Here is a 21,262-nt window from a genome sequence, read left to right as displayed (position 1 = left end):
AAATCCCGCACCCTGCGGGATTTTTTAATTTAAAAATAAAAACATGATAAAAAACAATAGAAATACAGCAACTTAAGAATAAATATTTAGTTTAAATTTTAAACTGTTCTGCTATTATAAAGTTGAATAACAACACTAAATTTATAACTAAATAAACATAAAATCACAGAGGTTAAAAATGAAAGGAAATATTTTAGATTTTTCAATCCAAACCAATACAGGCATTATCAGTGGCGATGATCAAAACCGCTACAATTTTACCGGTGCAGAATGGCGTGGACAACGCCCACCTACTCGTGGCGATCGGGTCGATTTTGATGTCGACAATACCGGTAACGCGATTCAAATTTTTACAGCACTCGGTCACAGCAACCCTGTACAGAATCTATCTAGTCAATTAGACAAACTGTCCGATCAGAATAAAGCTGAAGAACAATTCAACATGCTTGATTGGTTTGTGAAATGTTTAAAAAATTATGCAAACTTTTCTGGACGTGCCCGTCGTAAAGAATATTGGTTCTTTACTTTAGTTCAATTCATTATTTTGGTCATTACTCAAATCATCGATGCAATACTCAGTACTGACTTTGTATTTTATGCAATTGCCGCATTGGCACTCTTTATTCCAAGTCTTTCAGCGGCAGTTCGACGCTTACATGATACAGGACGCTCAGGCTGGTGGTTTTTAATTGCACTGATTCCTTTGATTGGCACCATCTTATTAATTATATGGCTCGCAACAGAGACCAAACCAGAAAATAATCAATGGGGACAACCTGCAAAATAAGCCTTGTTCAAGTATAAAAATAGAGGGCTTTCAAAACCCTCTATTTAAAATAAACTAACCATATTTACGTGCAAAATCTTCATCTGAAGTACATAAATAAATAATAAATTCAATAAAAGCGACCAATGCGGGAATAAAGGTCCAGCAGAAAAGTAAATAAACAATCCCCCAGCCAATTTGGCCTAAATAAAATTTATGTACGCCAAAACTACCCACAAAGAATGCCAAAATTGCGGCAACAATTCGATTTTTTGAACCCACTTGCCCCGAAAATGCTGACGGATGACTCAGGACATAAACATTCAGTGCCTGCCCTGATGGATCTATTTCAAAATCAACAATCTGACCACGGCTCGGAACGGTTTGCCCTCTCCACTCTGCACCTGTAAAGGAATAACGTCTCTGGTCATCACCACTAATCACACCCGCATTATTCTGAACAGAATAGTCTAATATTTGTCCTTTCATTTTTAACCTAATTATTTTTTATCAACGACTTATTCAGTTTATATGCTCCAGTATTTTTTATATATGCTTTTTTTAAACAGACAAGGCGCATGAAGCGCCTTTTAAAATCCCAAAAATAAAGATAAAACTAACTTGAAAATTGCCTGTCTAAAATGTTTTAGTTCGAATATTTAAGCCAACACGTCGTTTAGCAATCCTGCATCACTATCGCAATTCAATTTGATTCATCTGCTCTAAACTTTGTACCGCAGCAGAAAAATCCAACTGACTCGCCTGTTTTTTCTCAATACGGGCAAACTGTTGCTGAATGAGATGCATACTGGGCAGCATTAATGACTCTTGCTGAATCAAATCGACGGCAATACCAATATCTTTTTGCAATAAATCCAGTGCAAAGGTTTTATCAAAACTACGATTCAGTACCCGCTGCGCCATAATATTTTCAGAGATGCTACTTTTACCACTGGAATGATTAATACAATTCAAAGCAGCGGTTAAATTTACACCTTTAGATTTCAGCACAGTCAGTCCTTCCGCTAAAGCCCATAAATGTGTTGCCATTAAAGTATTATTAATGGCTTTTACCGCAAAGCCCGATCCACTTTCTCCAACATATTCAATTAAAGCTGAAAATGCTGAAATAATGGGTTTAGCTTTGGCAAAAGCATGAGCATTTCCGCCAATCATCACCGTTAAGGTGCCACGTTCAGCACCGATGGTTTGCCCTGAAACGGGTGCATCTAGATATTCAACGCCTAATTTATTCAGACGTTGACTGAGTTTTTTTGCTGACTCAGGCACACCACTGGTGCAATCAATCCAGATACTACCCTGTTTTGGCAGATGCGCAACGATCAACTGTTCAACATCGGCACTGGTGGGTAAACAGCTAAAAACAAAATCTGCCTGTAATGCTTTCTGCAATGAAACCGATTGCGTTTCGAAGCAGATCGCGTGGTGATCTGCCTTTGCCTGCGTTCTGTTCCACACCCAAACTTCATGTCCAAGTTTAGGCAGATGGGAGGCCATATGCCAGCCCATTGCACCAAGTCCGATAAATGAAATTGTATGACTCAAAATAAGCTCCTAATGATGCACTACAGATGTTACAGAGTTTTCGGCATTTGCACTTACCGAACTGATTGCATCTTCACCCCGATTTAAAAATAGATTCAGTACAATGGCGGCTAAAGTTGCCGTACCAATTCCACCCAAATCAAATGCACCGATATGCAAACTAAAGTTACCTGCACCCATAATCAGGCTGACCGCGGCAATAATTAAAGTACTGTTTTTGGTAAAATCAATTTTGTTATCTACCCAAATTTTAGCGCCTGCTACAGTAATCAAACCAAAAACCACAATTGACGCCCCGCCCAATAAAGCCACTGGAATGGTGCTAATCACTGCGCCAAATTTTGGTGATAAACCCAATAAAATGGCAAATAAACCCGCCACCACAAAGATCGTGGTTGAATAAACTTTTGTCACGGCCATCACCCCAATATTTTCAGCATACGTGGTCATCCCTGTACCCCCTACCGATGCTGACATTGTGGTACAGATACCGTCGGCAAAAAATGCACGCCCCATATAAGGGGATAAATTTTTACCCGTCATGGCAGAAACCGCTTTAAAGTGCCCCAAATTTTCTGCCACCAAAATAATGGCTACAGGTGCAATCAATAACATGGCATTGGCATTAAAAACTGGACTATGGAATGTTGGCAGACCAAACCAAGCGGCATTTGAGATGAAAGAAAAATCAATCGGCTTGCCAAAGCCCATGACATTGGCCAGCAAAAAATAGACAAAATAGGCACTACACAACCCCACCAGCAACAACAAACGACGCAGCATGCCACGAGTAAAGACCGCTACAACACTGATACATAAAATTGTGACCACGGCCATCCATGTATCAAAACTATTTGCCGAGACACCTTTAATGGTAATCGGTGCTAAATTCAGACCAATAATCATGACAATGACACCAGTCACAAGCGGTGGCATGAGTTTCTCAATCCAGCCAGTGCCCGTTTTCATGACAATTAAACCAATAGCCGCATAAACCAGACCGCAAGCCATGGTTCCCCCCAATGCAAGACCAATATTCGGATTTGACCCTACACCTGCATAGCCCGTTGCTGCGGCAATTGCACCAATAAATGCAAAACTTGAGCCCAAATAACTGGGCATTCGCCCGCCAGTCATAAGGAAAAATAAAATCGTGCCTATGCCTGTAATAAAGATGGTGAGGTTTGGATCAAATCCCATCAACAAGGGTGCAAGTACCGTTGCCCCAAACATTGCAAAAGCATGTTGTAAACCTAAAACAATACTTTTACCCGCAGGTAAATACTCATCCACTTGTACAGGTGTTACATCTAAGTCGCCTTGATAAGGCTTAAATTTCGGAAACCACGGTTCTTTAGCTGGCATGGGTTTCCCCTCCATCAAATTAGGAATATTGGATTAGTACATCGGTTGTGGCTCGCAATAGGTGCGGTTGAAGTACATCAGTGCATTCTGACCTTCATTCTTTTTCATCGCTTTAACCTGACAAATCAGTACATCATGGCTCCCCACAGACATGCTTTGCACCACTTCGCAGTCAAAAGAAACCAAAGCATCTTCCAGCACAGGTGCCTGTGTGCTTAAGGTTGACCATGTTCCACGCGAAAATCGTTCCGACATGGGTGTTTTTCCACCAAAAATATTTGATAATTCAGTTTGATGTGCCGCCAAAGTATTTACACAAAGGACTTTGTTGGTTTTAAAGGTTTCAAATACCGATGCAGAACGATTTAAACAAACCAATAAGGTTGGCGGTGAATCCGTCACACTACACACAGCAGAAGCGGTAAAACCAGCCTGTCCTGCCTCACCATGAGTGGTAATCACATTGACTGCTGCACCCAAATTAGACATCCCTTGTCGAAAAGTGGCCTGATCCATTTCTATCTGCTTCTCATCCGCAGTGATTTGAAAACTTTGAGCCAGTTGCGCTACAGCATGACTCGACTGAACTGACATTATTTTGCTGTTCATCGCGATCTCCTCACTGAAATTCAGTGCTTAATATCTCATCTAAATTTCAGCGCTATCCTTTATTAATATCAAAGCTAAATAGGCTTGTTGTTAAAAACTGTGGCAACTTAAACATGCGCGATAGAAGCAATTTCAACCAAAGCATCAGGTTTGACCAATCCAGTTTGTACGCAATAGCGTGCAGGTTTATCTCCCGGAAAATATTCTGCATAGACCGTATTGATCGCAACATAATCGGCCCAGTCTTTGACAAAGACATGGTTAAATGTCACGTCATCCATGCTGCCACCTGCGGTTACAATCACTTTTTTAATGGTTTCTAAAATATGCCGAGTCTGTGCCGCAGCATCGCCAACATGTACGACATTGTTATTTTCATCAAAGGCTAAAGTGCCAGAAACATAAACAATATTGTCAGCTTGTGTCGCTGGAACATAAGGCGCGAGTGGTTTTCCTGTTCCTTCTGGAAGGATGATCTTTTTAGGCATATATTTATTCTCTAATCATTTTATTCAACGGGTTTACTTAAGCTGTTTTGTCAAAATGTTGCGGATTTAACTGAAAAGTTTTCGTAAATTCCTGCGTATCCGACACCCAACCAAAAAATGTTTTAATGTTATACAGGCTGGCTTGCTGTGCTTCTGCTGGCCCTGCCTGATGACATGCATCACCCAGTGCTACGCCAAAATACTCAAGAAAAAAACCATCTCTTAACGTCGACTCCACACACACATTGGTCGCAATACCGACAAAAACCAAGTTACGAATGCCTTTACTGCGTAACATGCTATCCAGTGCGGTATTAAAAAAACCGCTATAACGTGGTTTTTCAATCACAATGTCTTGTGCTAAAGGTTGTAACTCATCAATCAGTTCAAAATCCCAGCCACCTTTTGCCAGCAATTTTCCTTGCAGTTCAGGTTGCTTACGCATGGTTTTTAAGGCATTGGATTTATGAAAATTCGGTGAATTTACACCACCTGCTTCGACATACTGATCATCCCAGCCATTTTTGAAATAAATCACTTGAATACCCGCAGCATGTGCAGCAGCCACCGCTTTTTTAATGTTCTCCACCACAGGCTGGGTAGTTGAAACATCAAACCCAGCTAAATCCAAATAACCACCTTTTGAGGTATAGGCATTTTGCATATCAATCACGATTAACGCCGTTTGCTCGGGTGCCAGTTGAATCGCTTCTGGTTCTGCTTTTAAAATTTTTCCAGTTCCTGCGGCTTGGGTAAATCCTGCACAAACCACATTTTCAAATGATGCATTGCTATTCATGCTGATTTCTCCAAAACAGGGATTTGAGTCGCGTCACCCTCAACCACAATATGTTCACGACATTTCATCAGCGGTTGAATTTTCTGACCAAAGTCCTCCACCCCCTGAATAAAATCATCAAAGGTTAAAAGAATGCCTTCAGTACCTTTAATTTCACCAATTTCATCCAGCATTTTGGCAACATTTTCATAAGAACCAACAAGCGTTCCCATATTGATATTTACTGGAGATACACTCGAAGCCATTTGACGAATATTGGTATCTGCACCCGATTTAGTGTCTTTACCGCCCTGATTTAATAACCAGTTAATCGCTTCTACATCGGCCCCATCGTTATAGTTTTGCCATTTCGCAAAAGCTTCGTCATCCGTTTCAGCAGCAATTAACATGAATAAAACATAGGTAGAAACATCACGTCCTGTTTTATCCGTTTGCGCTTTTAAACGGTCATTAATATCGGCATAGGCTGTCGGTGTATTTAAACCTTTACCAAAGACAAAATTATAGTCGGCATATTTAGCCGAGAACTCTAAACCTGTATCGGATTGTCCTGCACAAATAATTTTCATGTCTGCTTGTGGACGAGGACTGACCCGACAATCATCCATTTGGAAATGTTCGCCTTTAAAATCTGATTTTCCTGTCGCCCACAACTCACGTAAAATTTCCACATATTCCGACAAATAGTCATAACGTTTGGCGAAATATTCATCCCCTGGCCACATGCCCATTTGTTTATATTCTGGCGCTTGCCAGCCAGTGACCACATTTAAACCAAAACGCCCATTTGAAATAGAATCAATGGTCGATGCCATGCGTGCCACAATTGCAGGTGGCATGACCAGTGTTGCCGCAGTGGCATAAATTTGGATTTTGCTTGTGACTGCTGCCAGCCCAGCCATTAAAGTAAAGGTTTCAAGATTATGATCCCAGAATTCTGTTTTGCCGCCGAAGCCACGTAACTTGATCATCGATAATGCAAAATCGAATCCGTAATGTTCCGCACGTTGCACAATCTGTTTGTTCATTTCAAAGCTAGGTTTATATTGTGGTGCATTTTCAGACAGCAACCAGCCATTATTTCCAATTGGACAGAAGACACCGATTTTCATTTTTAAGTACCTATTTTTACCATTCGTTTAAAAATACCCTTTAGGCATTTCATTTAATTCCTTATACAAAGTATTTAGCAAATGGCATGCCAAATATTATTTATTAATATTAATCAAATGTTTATAATTTATTTATTTTATCAAATAGTAAAATAATCAATTAACTCAATGCACCGTTATAGTTGCAATCGCTCCAAAAAAATGCACAACTTTTAAAACAGTCACTATTTTTTATAAAGCATAAACATCTTTCACAGCATAAATAAAAAAACCGTGATCTTAAAATCACGGTTTAATCAAACACACTAAAAAATCCACGTATTCACAGGTCTAACAATACAGGCGCTCTCTGTAGATTCACTGACGAAAGACTATGAACCCGTCATTTGCATAAAATGTGGCTGAAAAAATTGCAGGATGGTTTTATTCAATAGCTCTGCTTTGATCACTGTTGAAGCATGTGCGCCTGTTTCAAGAACCGTCAGTTGCCCATGTCCAAACTGCTGCTGTAAATCACTAGATTTTTGTACAGGCACCAAAAAGTCATCCTGATTTGCAATGAAATGAAGTTGACTATGCTGTAATGCCTGTCTGTGCTGTTCATTGATCCTAAATTTTTGTGCAGCATCAATGCGCCTAAGAACATTTTGAGTCGGTGGAAAATCTTCCAGTTGAATATTTTCTAGTGTATTTAAATGTTGATGATTTTTTGAAATCCATGCAGGCGGATATAGAAACAATCCCTGTGCTCTGACATAAGCCTCTGAACCTGCCGATTTTAATAAATGAATTCGAGCTTCAAAGCACTTTTTTGTATGCGGATCTAACTCATTCCACGCATTAATACAGGTTAAACTTAAGCATGTATTTTCAGATGAGCTAAGCAAGACAGCCAGTTCTGCGCCAATAAATCCACCAATCGCATGCCCAATAAAATGAAAATGCTGAATTTTCTCTTGCGCTAAAATTTGCACCAATTGCTTGGCTAAATCAGTGATTGAATATTGTTCTGACAAAGCCATGGAATCTGCATGGCAACCTTCTTGGTCATAACTTAAAACATGGAAATACTGGGTGAGTGCTGCAATCTGAGGCTGCCAAAAACTGGCATGACCGCCCAAGCCTGAAGCTAAAATCAAAAACTCAGCATTTAAGTTTTTTGTACAACGATTAATTTGATAAGTCATTTTGACCATTCATTAAAATAGATTGAATGATCAGCAGCAAAATTTGTGCCTAAAAATGAGTGCATGACCATTGATGTTATACACATAGTTGCTCTATGAATAATCATGTGCAACCTATCATGTTCAGAAGAATAGAACTGATTGGGTAGAATAAAAGCTGGCTTAAAAGAGCTTATCTATGCTTTTCATCAGATATAAAACAGATAAACCAAATTAAATATAAAAAATTAAATATAAAAACTTAAGCATCAAAATACGGCAAGATGCCCTCAAAACCTACCCAAAAGCTGTTTGGATTAGAGTCTATTCCAACCATGTACAGCTCAATTGCAAGCTTTAATATGACCTAATTTATTGGCAATTTCTTATATAAATGGTTCTAGTAAGATGATTGAAGCCACCTATTGCTGCGTTTTGGTGCTGCATTCTTTTAATAACAGCCTAATTACAACATCAAAAGATCCTGTATCTTTTTCCGTAGCCACAATTGCGATTTATTCTGCTAAATAAATCGTCTGCTATTTTTTAAAATTTTTATGCAAAAGTCAGCTCTGGTGAACCAAACCGAACGATAGCTAATAAAAATTGCCTAACGACCGTTTTAATTTCCCATTAAAAAAGCCACCTAAAAGGTGGCTTTCATTTTCAGCTAGGCTGAAACAACAATTAACCTAGTTTCTTAGAAACATAGTCAATTGCAGATTGAACAGTTGTGATTTCGTTAGAATCTTCATCAGGGATAGTGATGTCAAAATCATTTTCGAAAGACATAACAAGCTCAACTAAGTCCAAAGAGTCAGCACCTAAGTCATCCATAAAAGATGCTTCGTTTTTAATCTCTTCAGCTTTAAGACCAAGTTGTTCTGCAACCGCTTGTTTGATACGTAGTTCGATATCGCTCACAGGAATTCTCCTCATTGCTTGTGGCGTTTTTAATGCCGTTAGTTTAATTGAATATCTGATTTTTGGAAAGTTTATACTTGAGCTTAGCTCATGTATAGACCACCGTTCACATGTAAAACAGTACCAGTGATATAACTTGCTTTCTCGCTAGCTAAAAAGCTCACTGCATTCGCGATATCTTGTGGATCACCTAAACGGTTTAATGCCACTTGATCAATCATTTTCTTACGAATTTCTTCACTTAATTGCTCAGTCATTTCTGTTGCAATAAAGCCAGGGGCAACAGCATTCACCGTAATTTGGCGACTACCCATTTCTTTTGCAAGACTACGACCGAACGCTTCTATACCTGCCTTAGCAGCAGAATAGTTGGCTTGTCCCGGATTTGCAAAGTGTGCAACCACAGAACTAATATTAATAATGCGTCCAAAACGTGCTTTGGTCATGCCTTTTAAAACACGCTTCGATAGACGGTAAACAGCTTTCAAATGAATATTAAGAATGTCATCCCAATCATCTTCAGACATGCGTAATAACAAATTATCTTTGGTGATTCCTGCATTATTTACCAGTGCAAGAACCGGACCATATTTTTGTTCAATATCTGTAACCAAGGCATCAATGGCTGTCGCATCGCGTACATCCAGCACTTTACCTGCACCATTTTCAGCAAAACTTGCAGATAATTTTTCTGCGCCTGCTTCAGATGTTGCCGTACCCACGACAAAATAACCGTCTAAAATTAATTGCTGAGCAATGGCTGCACCAATTCCTCTGCTCGCACCTGTTACCAATGCGACTTTGCGTTGTTGTGTCATGCGATTTTCCCTTCAGCCACTAAAATGGCATTTAATGCATCCTCCAAACGACTATTACTGTCGAGTGGGAACGCTTTTTCAATATTTGGTAAACGCTTCGCAAGATTGGCAAGCACATTCCCTGGACCACACTCCACCACATATTGCACACCTTGATCTTGAAGGTACTGCATAGTCTTGGTCCATTGCACAGATTGGTACAATTGAGCGGTTAATGCCTGACGTAATTGCGTCACGTCTGTCGCAATTTCTGCGTTGACATTTTGTATTACAGGAAGGCTAGGTAGCTCAATGGCAGTTTGTTCCAAAGCTTCTGCAAACTTTTCAGCAGCAGGTTTCATGAGTGAACAATGTGACGGCACTGAAACTGGAAGTGCAATAGCTTTACCCGATTGTTCTTTTGCAGCAAGCATTACCGCTTCTACGGCTGCTTTATCGCCCGCAATTACAACCTGACCTTGTGCATTGTAATTGGCGGCTTCGACCGAACCAATCTGTTGCGCATTGACTTGAGCACACAACTCAAGCACTTGGGCATCATCTAATCCTAAGATTGCGGCCATTGCACCCTGCCCTTGAGGGACAGCATCTTGCATCAGTTTACCGCGCAAATTGACCAGTTTAACTGCATCACCAAGGCTCATTGCCCCAGCAGCAACCAATGCACTGTATTCACCAAGTGAATGACCTGCAAGATATTTTGGTGCAACACCACCTAATTCCAACCACACGCGCCATAAGGCGATACTTGCAGTCAGCAATACAGGCTGTGTAAATTCTGTTTGGTTTAACCCTTCACCACTTTGCGCAATATGCCACAAATCAAAACCAATGGCTTCTGACGCTTCAGCAAAAGTATCCGTTATCCCACTAAACTGTTCAGCGAGTTCAGCTAACATGCCAACTTTTTGTGAACCCTGACCAGGAAAAACAAATGCAGTTTTTGTTGCTTGAGCTGCTTGCTCGAGTCGTTTAGACGACATATAAAAATCCTTTCATGAACCTAAGCTCGTTTATGCTGCGAAATTTAGCACTTAATTTTTGTTTTGGTAATTGCCAAATACAACAAAAAACAGCAACAAAAAAAGGGAGCTTTCGCTCCCATTTTTTCCACTAAGCTTTAAGCTCAATGCTTCGTTAATTATTCAGCAGATGCTTTAGCGAATAATTGACGACCACGGTAGATACCATCTTTAGATACATGGTGACGACGGTGAGTCTCGCCAGTAGCTTGGTCTACAGTTAATGCATTCTCGGTTAAAGCGTCATGTGAACGGCGCATGTCACGGCGAGAGCGACTTTTACGGTTTTGCTGAACGGCCATGATGGCTCCTTACAAAGATCGAAAAAATGGATCAGAACAAATTCAGTTGTCTTATACTTGACAGTATAACACAAAAAATTAGTTAAGTTTACCCTTCAAACCTGCCAAAACATCAAACGGGTTGTCCCGCTTTTCTTCGACAATGTCATCATTGGCGGGTTGATGCTTATGCTCACAAACATCATGTTTAGGAGACAAAGGCATCAACAATAACAATTCATCTTCTATGAGTGCGAGTAAATCAACCAACGCAGGTGCATCAATGCTCCCTTTTGTCGTTGCTTCACTTTCACCTAAAACGATGAAATCAGCATCCTCATCCAAGCGCTCTATCAGTGATTCATCATCCACAAGCGCTAAATGAAAATCTGAAACGAGATCAAGTTCAACAGTATTCAGACAACGCTGACATTCCATTGGGACTTTCGTTTCAACATGACCATTTAGCCATACGATACGATGATACGCATCCATTGATAGCTTACAGTCTATGTTAATCAATTGATGTTCAATTGATCCAACAGCTTCACGGGAAATTCGAACAAAGCGAGACAATGGCAGGGTACCTGACCATGCATAACCTTGTTCAGCCCATTTAAACGGCTCAATCTGTGCCGGAAAGGTATTTGCTGACATAATTAAGGCGGCAATTCTACAAATTCATGGGTACTCTGTCAAAGATTAAGATACAATTTTGTACTTATTTAGACAGATCATTTGGGTAATACAAGTCATGCATCAGTTGCAGCCGCAACCTGAAGTCACAACTTCATTACAGTTCAACACACATTCAACTTCAGCTTTTGCTGAAAATTCAATCCCTGCGCAACGTTTACAGTGGGTGAATTTACATACAGAAGTTCAACAGGTCGATTGGCTTATCTTACACTTTAATCATTGGTTTTCCCACCTAAATGTGACGCTTGTACGTGGAGATTTTGAACCAGAATATTTCCCTGCAACTGAAACTGAAGCTGCGCGGATTGAATTTGCCCATGGTTTCTTTAATAGTGCATTGCATGAAATCAGCCATTGGAGCATTGCAGGCGAGCAAAGACGCTTATTGCCTGACCTCGGATACTGGTATGCACCCGATGGTCGAACAGCCGAACAACAAGCCTTATTTGAACAGGTCGAAATTAAACCGCAAGCGATTGAATGGTTATTTTCAAAGGCATTTGGACGTAAATTTCGGGTGTCTTTAGATAATTTAACGGGCGATAGTGGCGATGGCGCAACATTTAAAGATCATGTTTATGCTCAGCTGCAACAATATTTTACCGGTGAAGCTAAATTGCCACGCGATGCAGCACACTTTATTGACTGCATCTGCACCTATACGCGAAGTGGCAAAACATTACAAAGTGATGAGTTTCAACGAGAAATGTTAGACTAAATTACACAAACCCATCAAAGCTTGATTGCAAGACTTTGTAAATTCAACAGATAATGTCTAGAAACAAATCGGGGGAAAATAAATATGCTGCATTTAAGAGTACATCCTGATAATCCTCAACCACGTTTGATCAGCCAAGCGGTAGAACGTATTCGTGCCGGCGATGTCGTGGTTTACCCCACTGATGCTGCTTATGCCATTGGTTGCCAAATTGGTAACAAAAATGCCATGGAGCGTATTTCTCAAATTCGTGGTTTAGGTTCAAAACACCAGTACGCAATTCTTTGTGCTGATTTATCCGATATTGCCACTTATGCAAAAGTGGACAATGCCATGTATCGCTTACTGAAAAACAATACCCCTGCTGTCACCACCTTTATTTTACCTGCGACCAGTGAAGTTCCACGCCGCTTAATGCATCCTAAAAAGAAAACCATTGGTCTGCGTATTCCAAGCAATCCGATTTGCCAGATGTTATTAAAAGAACTAGGTGAACCGCTTTTAACCAGTACACTCATCCTCCCCAATCATGAAGACCCTTTAGATGATCCTTATGATATTGAAATGGCATTGAGTAATCGTATTGATGTGTTTATTGATGGCGGTTTAGGTATTTTAAACACCACCAGTATTATTGATTTATCTGGTGATCATCCTGAAGTGATTCGTCGCGGTGTTGGTGATGTAAGCGCTTTTGAATAAGCGCTTATATATTATAATATTGTGATTTTAATATATTTCTCTTAATTTCATAAATTCAGAACAATCTTTAACCACTTGAGTATGTTCATAAAATTTTTCCCCTTGATGATTATAGACAATATATGTCCATGTAATTCCATCTTCTTCAAGCACATTTAATCTTGATTTAATCAAATCAGCATCATCTTTTGTACCTGTAGTAAGATTGTTACAGGCTAGTTTTTGGACAGTTTGTTTTATTTCATCTTTAACTTTATCAGGAATTACCGATTGACCAAAATCCTCAAGAGTTATACTGACTGTCATATGCGGATATTCATTTTTTAATAATTCCGCCCGATCATTATAGGGACTTAAAGAGGAAACCTCGACTCTAGTTCCTACTTTAGCACTTTGCCCCGCTTGTCGAAATTGATCTTCTAGTTCACTTTTATAATGTCTGTCATTGAAGAAGATAAGTCCTCCAATAATCAACAATCCAATAACCACAAATTTAATATTCATACCCACCCTTATTTATATTTATCAATAAATTATTACTGTGCAAAAAATATCACTTTTTTTAATTTTTTTTCAGATGCTCAGGGGAAAAATTTAAATTATTTTTCTCATTAAGCTGTTAAATCACTTAATCGCTTCTTCTGCTTACCCTCCGTATCAAAATTTTCAGGGCTTAGCCACTGTTGATATGCTGTTGTTAAGCTTAGCCATTCTTCATCTAACATTGAAAACCATGCCGTATTACGGTTTCGCCCTTTCGCTATACGATCTTGGCGAAAAGTTCCTTCATATTGAAAGCCAAAACGTAAAGCGGCTCGTTTTGAAGGCTGATTCAATTCATCACACTTCCACTCCACACGGCGAAAACCCTGCTTAAAACAAGCCTGTAATAATAAATAGATCACTTCTGTCGATGCCGTAGACTGCTTCATTTGATGTGAGAAATAAACATTACCAATTTCTATGGCATGATCCATAGGACGTTGATTCATTAAGCCTACCCATCCCACAATCGTGTGATTCACTTCAATTAAATAATGCGTGGTTCCCTTAAAGCCAAAACAACTTTCTAAAGCGATTTGTAATTCATCTACGGTCTTAAAACCTGAATAAGGCAAATATGTCCAACAACTACGATCCACTTCCATTTTTACACACTGCCAAATTTGTTTAACACGCTCTTCGCTCAGCGTCGTTGCAGATAAATAATGCAATGTGACACTTTTTCCATATAGATTTTCTACTAAAAGATGGACGGGAAAAGGATTGGATACAGGAATTCCAATAATTTACCCATATTCATTTTCTTGTGCTTTTAGATAATTTTTCATATGTAATCACAACGTATTTTCTTGATTTTATATTGCGCAAAAAAATTCTTTTACGCCAGTAAAAAACACATATCTAACAATGACATCGTATTGGTGATTGTCATTTCAATAAATATTCCCTATTTATTTTCAGGTTTTTTTGTCTTTTGTTCGATTTGGTAATTTATTTGAAGCGTGTTTTCCTTTAGACTACGCAAATTAATTCTGTGCTTTTTCTCATCATACTTATCCATCCTGAAAGCTGATCCGAAATAGCATCTTCATGCCTTTGAAAATTCGCGTGGCCTATAACTGTAATGAATCAACCCATCCATGATCCTATGGAGCAAACTTCACACATCCGTGTTCTGGATGAGTGGCAAGAATCGATTCCTGAGGATTTATACATTCCTCCAGCTGCATTTGAAATTCTTTTAGAACATTTCGAAGGACCACTCGACTTTTTAATTTATCTCATTCAAAAAAGCGGTTTCGACCTATTACAACTTGATATTGCTCCCATTGCAGCACAGTATTTGTCTTACATGGATGCAATGAAGTCACTCAATATTGAACTGACTGCGGATTATATGGTGATGGCAGCATTATTGGCCGATCTTAAATCTCGGCTTTTGCTGCCTAAAGCAACGTCATCTATGGTGATTGAGAAAGATCCAAAACAACAACTGATTGACCGCCTTGAAACCTATTTACGTGTTAAACAAGCAGCTGAACGTCTGGGTCAATTGCCAATTCTAGAACGTGATACGTTCCCAGCGCATGTAAGTCTTGGTCAAGTGGCACAAAACAACGAAGGCTATGATATTGGTCTGTTACGTGATGCTTTATTTTGTGTGTTTAATCGACCAGAACCGATCATTCACCAAATTCAACAAGAACCTGTGCTGCTAGAAGAACGCATCGCTTTTATTGAATATAAATTACGCTCTGGTGAAGTTTTACATTTTGATGCTTTACTCAAACCAAGCCAAGGTCGTATGGGCATGGTCGTGACATTTATGGCCATTCTTGAACTGACACGACAACAAAAAGTTAATATTATTGCAACAGGTATTGAAGCCCCTTTGGCGATTCAAGGAGTGCAAGCATGACTGATCATCAAACTGCGCCACTATCTGTTGCTGACAATCAACATGAAATTTTAATGCAACTCGAAGCGATTATTTTTGCCAGTGAAGCCGCTGTTTCGCTCGCACGCTTAAAAGAAGCACTACAAAATCAATATAGCAAAGCCGAATTGCGTCAACTCTTACAACAACTGGCTATGCTACAACATGGTAGATCGATCGAACTTATTGAAACCGCTGAAGGTTTCCGTTTTCAGGTTCGTGCCAAATATCGTAATATCATTACTCAAGTTTGGCCAGAGCGACCAACGCGCTTATCGCCAACAATGCTCGAAACCATGGCTGTGATTGCTTATCACCAACCTGTAACCCGAGCAGATATTGAACAAATTCGTGGAGTTTCAAACAATAGTCAAATATTAAGATCATTGTTTGATTGGAACTGGATTAAAGAATCTGGTTGCAGAGAGCTCCCGGGAAGACCTGCGTTGTTAGTTACAACGCCACAATTTTTAAATGCATTTGGCCTAGCATCTTTAGGTCAGCTGCCTCCCCTACAGGATGCCAAGGAAGCTTTTATGGTTCTCGATGTTCACGCACCGAAGTCATAAATAGGTGAACTGTTGATGATAATTTCTAAGGTTATGCTGTCATGAGTGAAAAATTACAAAAGGTGCTTGCACGTGTTGGTTTGGGTTCTCGCCGTTATATGGAAGAAGTCATTGCCGCAGGTCGTGTCAGTATCAACGGACGTGTTGCCCAAGTCGGTGAACGCATTGAACCAACTGATGAGCTTCGCATCGATGGTCGTAAAGTCCAATTCCAAATTGAAGACGAAATTCGTCGTCGTGTGCTAATTTACTACAAACCAGAAGGTGAAATTTGTTCGCGCAATGACCCTGAGTCTCGTCCGACTGTATTCGAACAACTTCCATCTATTCCTGGTGATCGCTGGGTGATGGTCGGTCGTCTCGATATTAACTCAACTGGTCTTTTACTCTTCACAAATGATGGTGAATTGGCGAATCGTTTGATGCACCCATCAAATGAAATTGAACGTGAATATGCTGTACGTGTGATGGGTGAAGTCACACCTCAACTCAAAAAGAACATGACTGAAGGCGTTGTTCTGGATGATGGTCCAGCTAAATTTGAGTCATTCTCTGAAATTGGCGGCGAAGGGATTAACCGTTGGTATCAAGTGGTGGTTAAAGAAGGTCGTAACCGCGAAGTTCGTCGTATTTTCGAATCTCAAGGTTTAAAAGTCAGTCGTTTGCTTCGTACTCGTTACGGCACGGTAATTCTTCCTCGCGAACTTCGTACGGGTCGTTGGATGGAACTGGATAAAAACGATATCGACAACCTCACCAAATCTGTTGAGTTAAAACCACGTCAAGGCACCGGTCTTTTCGGTATGGCAAAACGCCGTAACGAACGTATGCAAGACAAACCACTGGCTGCACGTCGTGGTGGCTACTTACGCCAACAACGCCGCGATACTGAAGGTGACGTACAGCAACCTGAACAGCGTCGTGACCACCGCCAAACTGGTACTGAAAATGCACGTCCTGATAACCGCAGTGACAACCGTTTCAATAATCGTCCTGTTCGTACAGAAGGCAATAGCGATAACCGCTTTAACAGCCGCAATGATCGTTCAGAGCAGCGCACTGATCGTTCAGAACAACGTAACGACAACCGTGGCAATCGTTTTAACAATGATCGTAACGGTAACACCATGGCTAACGAAAACCGTGGTGAAAACAAATTTGCTCCACGCAAACCTTTTGGTATCAATAAAGGCTTTAAGAAGTTTTAATACTTAAATTGCTTTAAATAAAAGCCACTCAAATGAGTGGCTTTTTTATACCTTCCACTTTTTTCAACTCAAAAAAAGAAGAAAAAATTTAAAGGACTGGAATATCAATCCACAGTGCTTTTGGAAAATGCTGTGCCAAATACGCCTTTAAATAAGCTGCAGTATCTTGAGAAATCAAGGCATCTTGCGATTCATCATTTAAGTTGTAGGCCAAAGCATACAGTTCTAAACCACGGATTTTTAAAGCTTCTAGACTTAAAAGCGTATGATTAATACTGCCTAAACGCCCTGAACTGACTAAAATCACAGGGAATCTTTTTTCCGCAATATAATCAATGGTCAGTAATTCTGAGGTTAAAGGCACCATTAAACCACCGGCACCTTCAAGCAACACCAAATCATATTTTTCAGTGAGCTGCTGGGTTGCATCAGCAATTTTCTGAAAATCAATTTCACGACCATCAATCTGCGTGGCTAAATGGGGCGATGCAGGATAAGTAAAAATTTCAGGCATGGTCAGTTTACTTTGATCTTCAGGAAACCAGCCCATGCCCATAATTTCACGGTGCTGTTCAATATCTTCAGAAATATCAACATTACCCGTTTGAATCAGCTTTTGGGTAATGGTTTTTTGCCCCTGCTCATTCCATAATTTTGCCAAATAACCTGTCGTGTAGGTCTTGCCAATCCCTGTATCAATACCACTGATAAAATATACAGGTGCGCTCATGGCTTTCTCCGTGCAATACAATAAATAGGATGATAGCTCAGGCGATAACTTGCTTGACCCAACGAATCCAGATTTGAAAATTGTTGATAATCTAAATAAAACTGTTGTAACGACTGTTTGCTCCAACGATGCTTGGACGCGGTTGCCGTGACGCCGGTGGCTTTTAAATGCTGTAACACTTGTTTGGGATGCTCAAAAGCTAAAGTTTCGATATTTTCAGATAGATGAACAATATCAAAGCCCTGAGCAATCAGTTTTTCCTCAATCGTTGCAAGATCAAGATAGTCTAAACCTTGTCCCGTTAATGCTTTAATTTCTTTCAGGTTTTGCTGTCCAAACGTGGAAAAACATAAATAACCTTCATCGATTAAAGCATCTGAACATTGGTTAAAAATCGCATCTAAATCAAATATCCACTGCAATGCAGAACTAGAAACGATCACCTCTAAATCTTGGGGAAATTGCAACTGCTCAATATCACCGATTAACCATTCCAGTGGCTTTGATTCAGAAAAATGCTGCTGAACTTCAGGGTATAAATCATTCAAGATCAATTGATTGAACTGAAAATTTTGCATCAACAAATGACTTAAATTACCCGAGCCACAACCAATTTCAAAGACACGATCAAGCTTTGTTTTGGGCAAATCATTCTGCATCAATTCCAATAAATGCTGACAAATCTGCTTTTGCACCACGGCATGCTGCGTATAGCTTTGTCCCGCCTTTTCAAAACGCTGAGCGACTTGGGCTTTATCAATATTGAGGTTTTTCACAATACATCACTCACAGCAAAGTACTCACAACAACGCAACCAACTGATCCAAATCAGCCTGATTCAGTTGCGAAGTTAAGCAAATTCGCAACCGTGAACCATGCTGCGGCACCGTCGGTGGACGTACAGGCATAACATAAAAACCTTGCTGTTGTAAGGCTTTGGCTTTATTTACCGTTTTTTGCGACTCCCCCATAATGACAGGCACAATATGCGAGGTCGATGGGCAATCAAAACCTTTAGCTTGTATTGCTTGTTGTAAATACTGACTAATCTGTTGTAAATGCTGACGCTGCTGATTCAATTCTAAAACTTTTTGGAAAATAAAATTTGTCCACGCCATACAAATGGGGGGTTGTGCCGTACTAAAAATAAGGGGGCGCATGCTATTAATCAAATAATCACGAATGATGGCATGACAAATCAAATAGCCACCGACAGATGCTAAAGCTTTACCAAAAGTACCAACCAAAAAATCAATCTCATTGATCACGCCATATTGTTGCGCACAGCCCAGACCTTGCTCGCCACGGACACCGATCGCATGCGCTTCATCCACATAGAGCATCACTTTGCTAAATTGCTGTTTAATCCGCACCAATTCACCTAAATCAGTCTCATCGCCATCCATACTAAAAATGGATTCAGTCACCACAATAATGCGATCAAAGCTTTCATCGGCATGATATTTTTGTAAAAGTTGACTTAGATGATTCAAGTCATTATGACGATAACGCACATATTTAGCCGACGACAAACGGATGCCATCAATCATGCTGGCATGAATCAGTTTATCTGCAAGAATTAAGGTTTTTGCATCACTCAATGCAGGTAAAATGCCAATATTCATGTGATAACCACTGTTAAATAACAGCGCTGATCGTCCATAAAATGCCTGACTTAAACTTGCTTCAAGCTGTTCATATGCAGGAGAATTCCCTGTTAATAAACGAGATGAAGATGAACTCATAATACGTAAATCATTCGGTGTTTGATCGAAAAACTGTTCACGTAAATGAAGATTTGAAGCTAAACCCAAATAATCATTCGAGCTAAGATTCAGCATGCTTTGACCGTTAATTTGGATCGTGCGACCATGCTGAATATTCGAAGTAAATTGACGTAAATTCCCTTGTTGTTTTAATTGCTCAAGTTGCGCTGAATAATGATCAAGATGTTGCTCAAGTTGACTCATGCCGAATGCTCCATCTGTTCAACCACTTCAACCAGTTGCTCTAATAAAGTTTTAAGTTCATTTTCCGTGATGATGTACGGCGGCATCACATAGACCAATTTTCCGAATGGACGGATCCAAATGCCACGACGCACGAATTCTTGTTGCAAGATTTTCATATCGACATTAAACGTCAGTTCCACCACGCCAATTGCGCCCAAAATACGCACATCCCGTACATATTCTAGCTGTGATAAGGGCTGTAAATACGTGGATAATTGTTGTTTGATGCGCTGAATATTGGCTTGCCAGTCTTGCGCCAATAACACTTGGGTACTTTTGACTGCTACAGCACATGCCAAAGGATTCGCCATAAACGTAGGACCATGCATAAACACGCCTGCTTCACCCTGACTAATGGTTTCCGCGACTTTTTTACTGGTTAAGGTCGCAGACAACGTCATATAACCGCCCGTTAAACCCTTACCAATACACATAATGTCAGGTTCAACTTGAGCATGTTCCCATGCAAACATTTTACCTGTGCGCCCAAAACCCGTGGCAATTTCATCAAAAATCAGCAAGATATTATATTTTTCACAGAGTAATTTGGCTTGACGCAAATATTCAGGATGGTAAAAACGCATGCCGCCTGCACCTTGCACAATCGGCTCTAAAATGAGTCCCGCAATGCTTTGGTGATGCTCAGCCAAAGTCTGTTCCAGTTCAGCAATATCAGCCTGATCCCACTCATCATAAAAACCAACTTGCGGTGCAGGGACAAAAATACGATTCGGTAAACTTGAACCAAAAATTTGATGCATGCCTGTCACAGGGTCACAGACGGACATGGCATTCCATGTATCGCCGTGGTAGCCCGAACGGGGTGTGACAAAGTTGCTTTTTTCTTTTTTCCCTTGCGAAGCCCAGTATTGCACTGCCATTTTCAAGGCAACTTCTACTGCCACAGAGCCTGAATCGGCATAGAAAATCTTATCTAAACTAGGCGGAGTAATTTGGAGCAGAAGTTTACCCAGTTCAATGGCAGGTTCATGGGTGAAACCACCAAACATGATATGCGACATCTTCTGTAATTGATCGGTTACCGCCTGATTCAATTCTGGATGGTTATAACCGTGAATAGCACACCACCAAGATGACATTCCATCAATCAACTGACGACCATCATCTAATTCAATGGTTGCACCATAGGCCTGCTTTACCTTAAAGGTCGGTAAAGGCTTGGTCATGGAGGTATAGGGATGCCAGATGTGTTCAAGATCAAATTGCAGATCATTTAATTCAGTCATCCTTAACTCCACAGCTACAGC

Annotated in this window: 24 protein-coding genes and 1 pseudogene; 6 read left to right on the top strand and 19 right to left on the bottom strand. The window is 40.1% G+C overall.

The window, feature by feature from the left end:
- Positions 1–178 precede the first annotated feature (178 nt).
- Positions 179–787, top strand: coding sequence for a DUF805 domain-containing protein (locus F994_RS13180; protein WP_004651023.1), 609 nt, complete (start codon positions 179–181; stop codon positions 785–787).
- A gap of 54 nt (positions 788–841) precedes the next feature.
- Here F994_RS13180 and F994_RS17250 read toward each other — a convergent pair whose 3' ends face one another.
- The 13 genes from F994_RS17250 to F994_RS13115 all read right to left on the bottom strand — a co-directional run bounded on the left by F994_RS17250 (position 842) and on the right by F994_RS13115 (position 11,573).
- Positions 842–1,255: a TM2 domain-containing protein gene (locus tag F994_RS17250; RefSeq protein WP_004651022.1), complete on the bottom strand. Its 414-nt coding sequence runs from the start codon at positions 1,253–1,255 to the stop codon at positions 842–844.
- A 204-nt stretch (positions 1,256–1,459) separates the two neighbouring features.
- Positions 1,460–2,332, bottom strand: coding sequence for an NAD(P)-dependent oxidoreductase (locus tag F994_RS13170; protein WP_081399752.1), 873 nt, complete (start codon positions 2,330–2,332; stop codon positions 1,460–1,462).
- 9 nt (positions 2,333–2,341) lie between these two features.
- Positions 2,342–3,697, bottom strand: a complete 1,356-nt coding sequence (rutG, locus tag F994_RS13165) for a pyrimidine utilization transport protein G (protein ID WP_004651020.1) — start codon at positions 3,695–3,697, stop codon at positions 2,342–2,344.
- 33 nt (positions 3,698–3,730) lie between these two features.
- Complete coding sequence (gene rutF, locus F994_RS13160) at positions 3,731–4,306, bottom strand: NADH-dependent FMN reductase RutF (protein WP_004651019.1); 576 nt, start codon at positions 4,304–4,306, stop codon at positions 3,731–3,733.
- Positions 4,307–4,413: 107 nt separating this feature from the next.
- Positions 4,414–4,794, bottom strand: a complete 381-nt coding sequence (gene rutC, locus F994_RS13155) for a pyrimidine utilization protein C (RefSeq protein ID WP_004651018.1) — start codon at positions 4,792–4,794, stop codon at positions 4,414–4,416.
- A 37-nt stretch (positions 4,795–4,831) separates the two neighbouring features.
- On the bottom strand, positions 4,832–5,593 hold the full coding sequence (gene rutB / locus F994_RS13150; RefSeq protein ID WP_004651017.1) for a pyrimidine utilization protein B: 762 nt from the start codon (positions 5,591–5,593) through the stop codon (positions 4,832–4,834).
- Positions 5,590–6,705 (bottom strand): pyrimidine utilization protein A, encoded by a 1,116-nt coding sequence (gene rutA, locus F994_RS13145; RefSeq protein WP_004651016.1) that lies wholly within the window; start codon positions 6,703–6,705, stop codon positions 5,590–5,592. The genes rutB and rutA overlap by 4 nt, the downstream gene beginning before the upstream one ends.
- A 371-nt stretch (positions 6,706–7,076) precedes the next feature.
- Positions 7,077–7,892 (bottom strand): pyrimidine utilization protein D, encoded by an 816-nt coding sequence (gene rutD, locus F994_RS13140; protein WP_004651014.1) that lies wholly within the window; start codon positions 7,890–7,892, stop codon positions 7,077–7,079.
- Between the two features lie 666 nt (positions 7,893–8,558).
- Positions 8,559–8,795 (bottom strand): acyl carrier protein, encoded by a 237-nt coding sequence (gene acpP / locus F994_RS13135; protein WP_004651013.1) that lies wholly within the window; start codon positions 8,793–8,795, stop codon positions 8,559–8,561.
- 83 nt (positions 8,796–8,878) lie between these two features.
- Entirely contained in the window at positions 8,879–9,613 is a 735-nt protein-coding gene (gene fabG, locus F994_RS13130; protein ID WP_004651012.1) for a 3-oxoacyl-ACP reductase FabG, read from the bottom strand.
- The gene (gene fabD / locus F994_RS13125; RefSeq protein ID WP_004651011.1) at positions 9,610–10,596 is read right to left on the bottom strand and encodes an ACP S-malonyltransferase; all 987 of its coding nucleotides are present in this window, start codon (positions 10,594–10,596) and stop codon (positions 9,610–9,612) included. The genes fabG and fabD overlap by 4 nt, the downstream gene beginning before the upstream one ends.
- Positions 10,597–10,754: 158 nt before the next feature.
- Positions 10,755–10,937: a 50S ribosomal protein L32 gene (gene rpmF, locus F994_RS13120; RefSeq protein ID WP_004279227.1), complete on the bottom strand. Its 183-nt coding sequence runs from the start codon at positions 10,935–10,937 to the stop codon at positions 10,755–10,757.
- A gap of 78 nt (positions 10,938–11,015) precedes the next feature.
- Complete coding sequence (locus F994_RS13115) at positions 11,016–11,573, bottom strand: YceD family protein (protein WP_004651010.1); 558 nt, start codon at positions 11,571–11,573, stop codon at positions 11,016–11,018.
- 97 nt (positions 11,574–11,670) lie between these two features.
- Here F994_RS13115 and F994_RS13110 point away from each other — a divergent pair, with 97 nt between their 5' ends.
- Together F994_RS13110 and F994_RS13105 are read left to right on the top strand one after the other, a co-directional pair.
- Positions 11,671–12,333 carry an elongation factor P hydroxylase gene (locus F994_RS13110; protein ID WP_004651009.1) on the top strand — a complete coding sequence of 221 codons (663 nt, stop codon included), beginning with the start codon at positions 11,671–11,673 and terminating at the stop codon, positions 12,331–12,333.
- 84 nt (positions 12,334–12,417) lie between these two features.
- Positions 12,418–13,035, top strand: a complete 618-nt coding sequence (locus tag F994_RS13105) for an L-threonylcarbamoyladenylate synthase (protein ID WP_004651008.1) — start codon at positions 12,418–12,420, stop codon at positions 13,033–13,035.
- Positions 13,036–13,062: 27 nt separating this feature from the next.
- Here the strand turns inward: F994_RS13105 and F994_RS13100 are convergent, their stop codons facing one another.
- Complete coding sequence (locus tag F994_RS13100) at positions 13,063–13,539, bottom strand: hypothetical protein (protein ID WP_004651007.1); 477 nt, start codon at positions 13,537–13,539, stop codon at positions 13,063–13,065.
- Positions 13,540–13,646: 107 nt separating this feature from the next.
- Positions 13,647–14,249, bottom strand: coding sequence for a GNAT family N-acetyltransferase (locus tag F994_RS13095; protein ID WP_004651006.1), 603 nt, complete (start codon positions 14,247–14,249; stop codon positions 13,647–13,649).
- Positions 14,250–14,662: 413 nt separating this feature from the next.
- Here F994_RS13095 and F994_RS13090 point away from each other — a divergent pair, with 413 nt between their 5' ends.
- From F994_RS13090 to rluB, 3 genes and pseudogenes are all read left to right on the top strand, one after another.
- Positions 14,663–15,457: a segregation and condensation protein A gene (locus F994_RS13090; protein WP_004651005.1), complete on the top strand. Its 795-nt coding sequence runs from the start codon at positions 14,663–14,665 to the stop codon at positions 15,455–15,457.
- Positions 15,454–16,044 (top strand): SMC-Scp complex subunit ScpB, encoded by a 591-nt coding sequence (gene scpB, locus F994_RS13085; RefSeq protein WP_004651004.1) that lies wholly within the window; start codon positions 15,454–15,456, stop codon positions 16,042–16,044. The genes F994_RS13090 and scpB overlap by 4 nt, the downstream gene beginning before the upstream one ends.
- Before the next feature lie 41 nt (positions 16,045–16,085).
- Positions 16,086–16,937, top strand: a pseudogene (gene rluB, locus F994_RS13080) (23S rRNA pseudouridine(2605) synthase RluB); the annotation flags it as partial.
- Positions 16,938–17,340: 403 nt separating this feature from the next.
- Here the strand turns inward: rluB and bioD are convergent.
- The 4 genes from bioD to bioA are packed head-to-tail and all read right to left on the bottom strand — an operon-like array spanning position 17,341 to position 21,241.
- The gene (gene bioD, locus F994_RS13075; RefSeq protein WP_004651001.1) at positions 17,341–17,982 is read right to left on the bottom strand and encodes a dethiobiotin synthase; all 642 of its coding nucleotides are present in this window, start codon (positions 17,980–17,982) and stop codon (positions 17,341–17,343) included.
- The gene (gene bioC, locus F994_RS13070) at positions 17,979–18,758 is read right to left on the bottom strand and encodes a malonyl-ACP O-methyltransferase BioC (RefSeq protein WP_004651000.1); all 780 of its coding nucleotides are present in this window, start codon (positions 18,756–18,758) and stop codon (positions 17,979–17,981) included. Before bioC ends, bioD begins: the two co-directional genes overlap by 4 nt.
- 24 nt (positions 18,759–18,782) lie before the next feature.
- Positions 18,783–19,952 (bottom strand): 8-amino-7-oxononanoate synthase, encoded by a 1,170-nt coding sequence (locus tag F994_RS13065; RefSeq protein ID WP_004650999.1) that lies wholly within the window; start codon positions 19,950–19,952, stop codon positions 18,783–18,785.
- Positions 19,949–21,241: an adenosylmethionine--8-amino-7-oxononanoate transaminase gene (bioA, locus tag F994_RS13060; protein ID WP_004650998.1), complete on the bottom strand. Its 1,293-nt coding sequence runs from the start codon at positions 21,239–21,241 to the stop codon at positions 19,949–19,951. Before bioA ends, F994_RS13065 begins: the two co-directional genes overlap by 4 nt.
- Positions 21,242–21,262 lie beyond the last annotated feature (21 nt).

The organism is Acinetobacter bohemicus ANC 3994 (assembly GCF_000367925.1).
Lineage (GTDB): Bacteria > Pseudomonadota > Gammaproteobacteria > Pseudomonadales > Moraxellaceae > Acinetobacter > Acinetobacter bohemicus.
This window is presented reverse-complemented; position numbering and strand designations above follow the sequence as displayed.

Excerpts from the sequence above, each read along its gene's own strand:
- F994_RS13180 (WP_004651023.1), top strand. The coding sequence starts at position 179 with ATGAAAGGAAATATTTTAGATTTTTCAATCCAAACCAATACAGGCATT.
- F994_RS17250 (WP_004651022.1), bottom strand. The coding sequence starts at position 1,255 with ATGAAAGGACAAATATTAGACTATTCTGTTCAGAATAATGCGGGTGTG.
- rutG (WP_004651020.1), bottom strand. The coding sequence starts at position 3,697 with ATGCCAGCTAAAGAACCGTGGTTTCCGAAATTTAAGCCTTATCAAGGC.
- rutF (WP_004651019.1), bottom strand. The coding sequence starts at position 4,306 with ATGAACAGCAAAATAATGTCAGTTCAGTCGAGTCATGCTGTAGCGCAA.
- rutC (WP_004651018.1), bottom strand. The coding sequence starts at position 4,794 with ATGCCTAAAAAGATCATCCTTCCAGAAGGAACAGGAAAACCACTCGCG.
- rutB (WP_004651017.1), bottom strand. The coding sequence starts at position 5,593 with ATGAATAGCAATGCATCATTTGAAAATGTGGTTTGTGCAGGATTTACC.
- rutA (WP_004651016.1), bottom strand. The coding sequence starts at position 6,705 with ATGAAAATCGGTGTCTTCTGTCCAATTGGAAATAATGGCTGGTTGCTG.
- rutD (WP_004651014.1), bottom strand. The coding sequence starts at position 7,892 with ATGACTTATCAAATTAATCGTTGTACAAAAAACTTAAATGCTGAGTTT.
- fabG (WP_004651012.1), bottom strand. The coding sequence starts at position 9,613 with ATGACACAACAACGCAAAGTCGCATTGGTAACAGGTGCGAGCAGAGGA.
- fabD (WP_004651011.1), bottom strand. The coding sequence starts at position 10,596 with ATGTCGTCTAAACGACTCGAGCAAGCAGCTCAAGCAACAAAAACTGCA.
- rpmF (WP_004279227.1), bottom strand. The coding sequence starts at position 10,937 with ATGGCCGTTCAGCAAAACCGTAAAAGTCGCTCTCGCCGTGACATGCGC.
- F994_RS13115 (WP_004651010.1), bottom strand. The coding sequence starts at position 11,573 with ATGTCAGCAAATACCTTTCCGGCACAGATTGAGCCGTTTAAATGGGCT.
- F994_RS13110 (WP_004651009.1), top strand. The coding sequence starts at position 11,671 with ATGCATCAGTTGCAGCCGCAACCTGAAGTCACAACTTCATTACAGTTC.
- F994_RS13105 (WP_004651008.1), top strand. The coding sequence starts at position 12,418 with ATGCTGCATTTAAGAGTACATCCTGATAATCCTCAACCACGTTTGATC.
- F994_RS13100 (WP_004651007.1), bottom strand. The coding sequence starts at position 13,539 with ATGAATATTAAATTTGTGGTTATTGGATTGTTGATTATTGGAGGACTT.
- F994_RS13090 (WP_004651005.1), top strand. The coding sequence starts at position 14,663 with ATGAATCAACCCATCCATGATCCTATGGAGCAAACTTCACACATCCGT.
- scpB (WP_004651004.1), top strand. The coding sequence starts at position 15,454 with ATGACTGATCATCAAACTGCGCCACTATCTGTTGCTGACAATCAACAT.
- bioD (WP_004651001.1), bottom strand. The coding sequence starts at position 17,982 with ATGAGCGCACCTGTATATTTTATCAGTGGTATTGATACAGGGATTGGC.
- F994_RS13065 (WP_004650999.1), bottom strand. The coding sequence starts at position 19,952 with ATGAGTCAACTTGAGCAACATCTTGATCATTATTCAGCGCAACTTGAG.
- bioA (WP_004650998.1), bottom strand. The coding sequence starts at position 21,241 with ATGACTGAATTAAATGATCTGCAATTTGATCTTGAACACATCTGGCAT.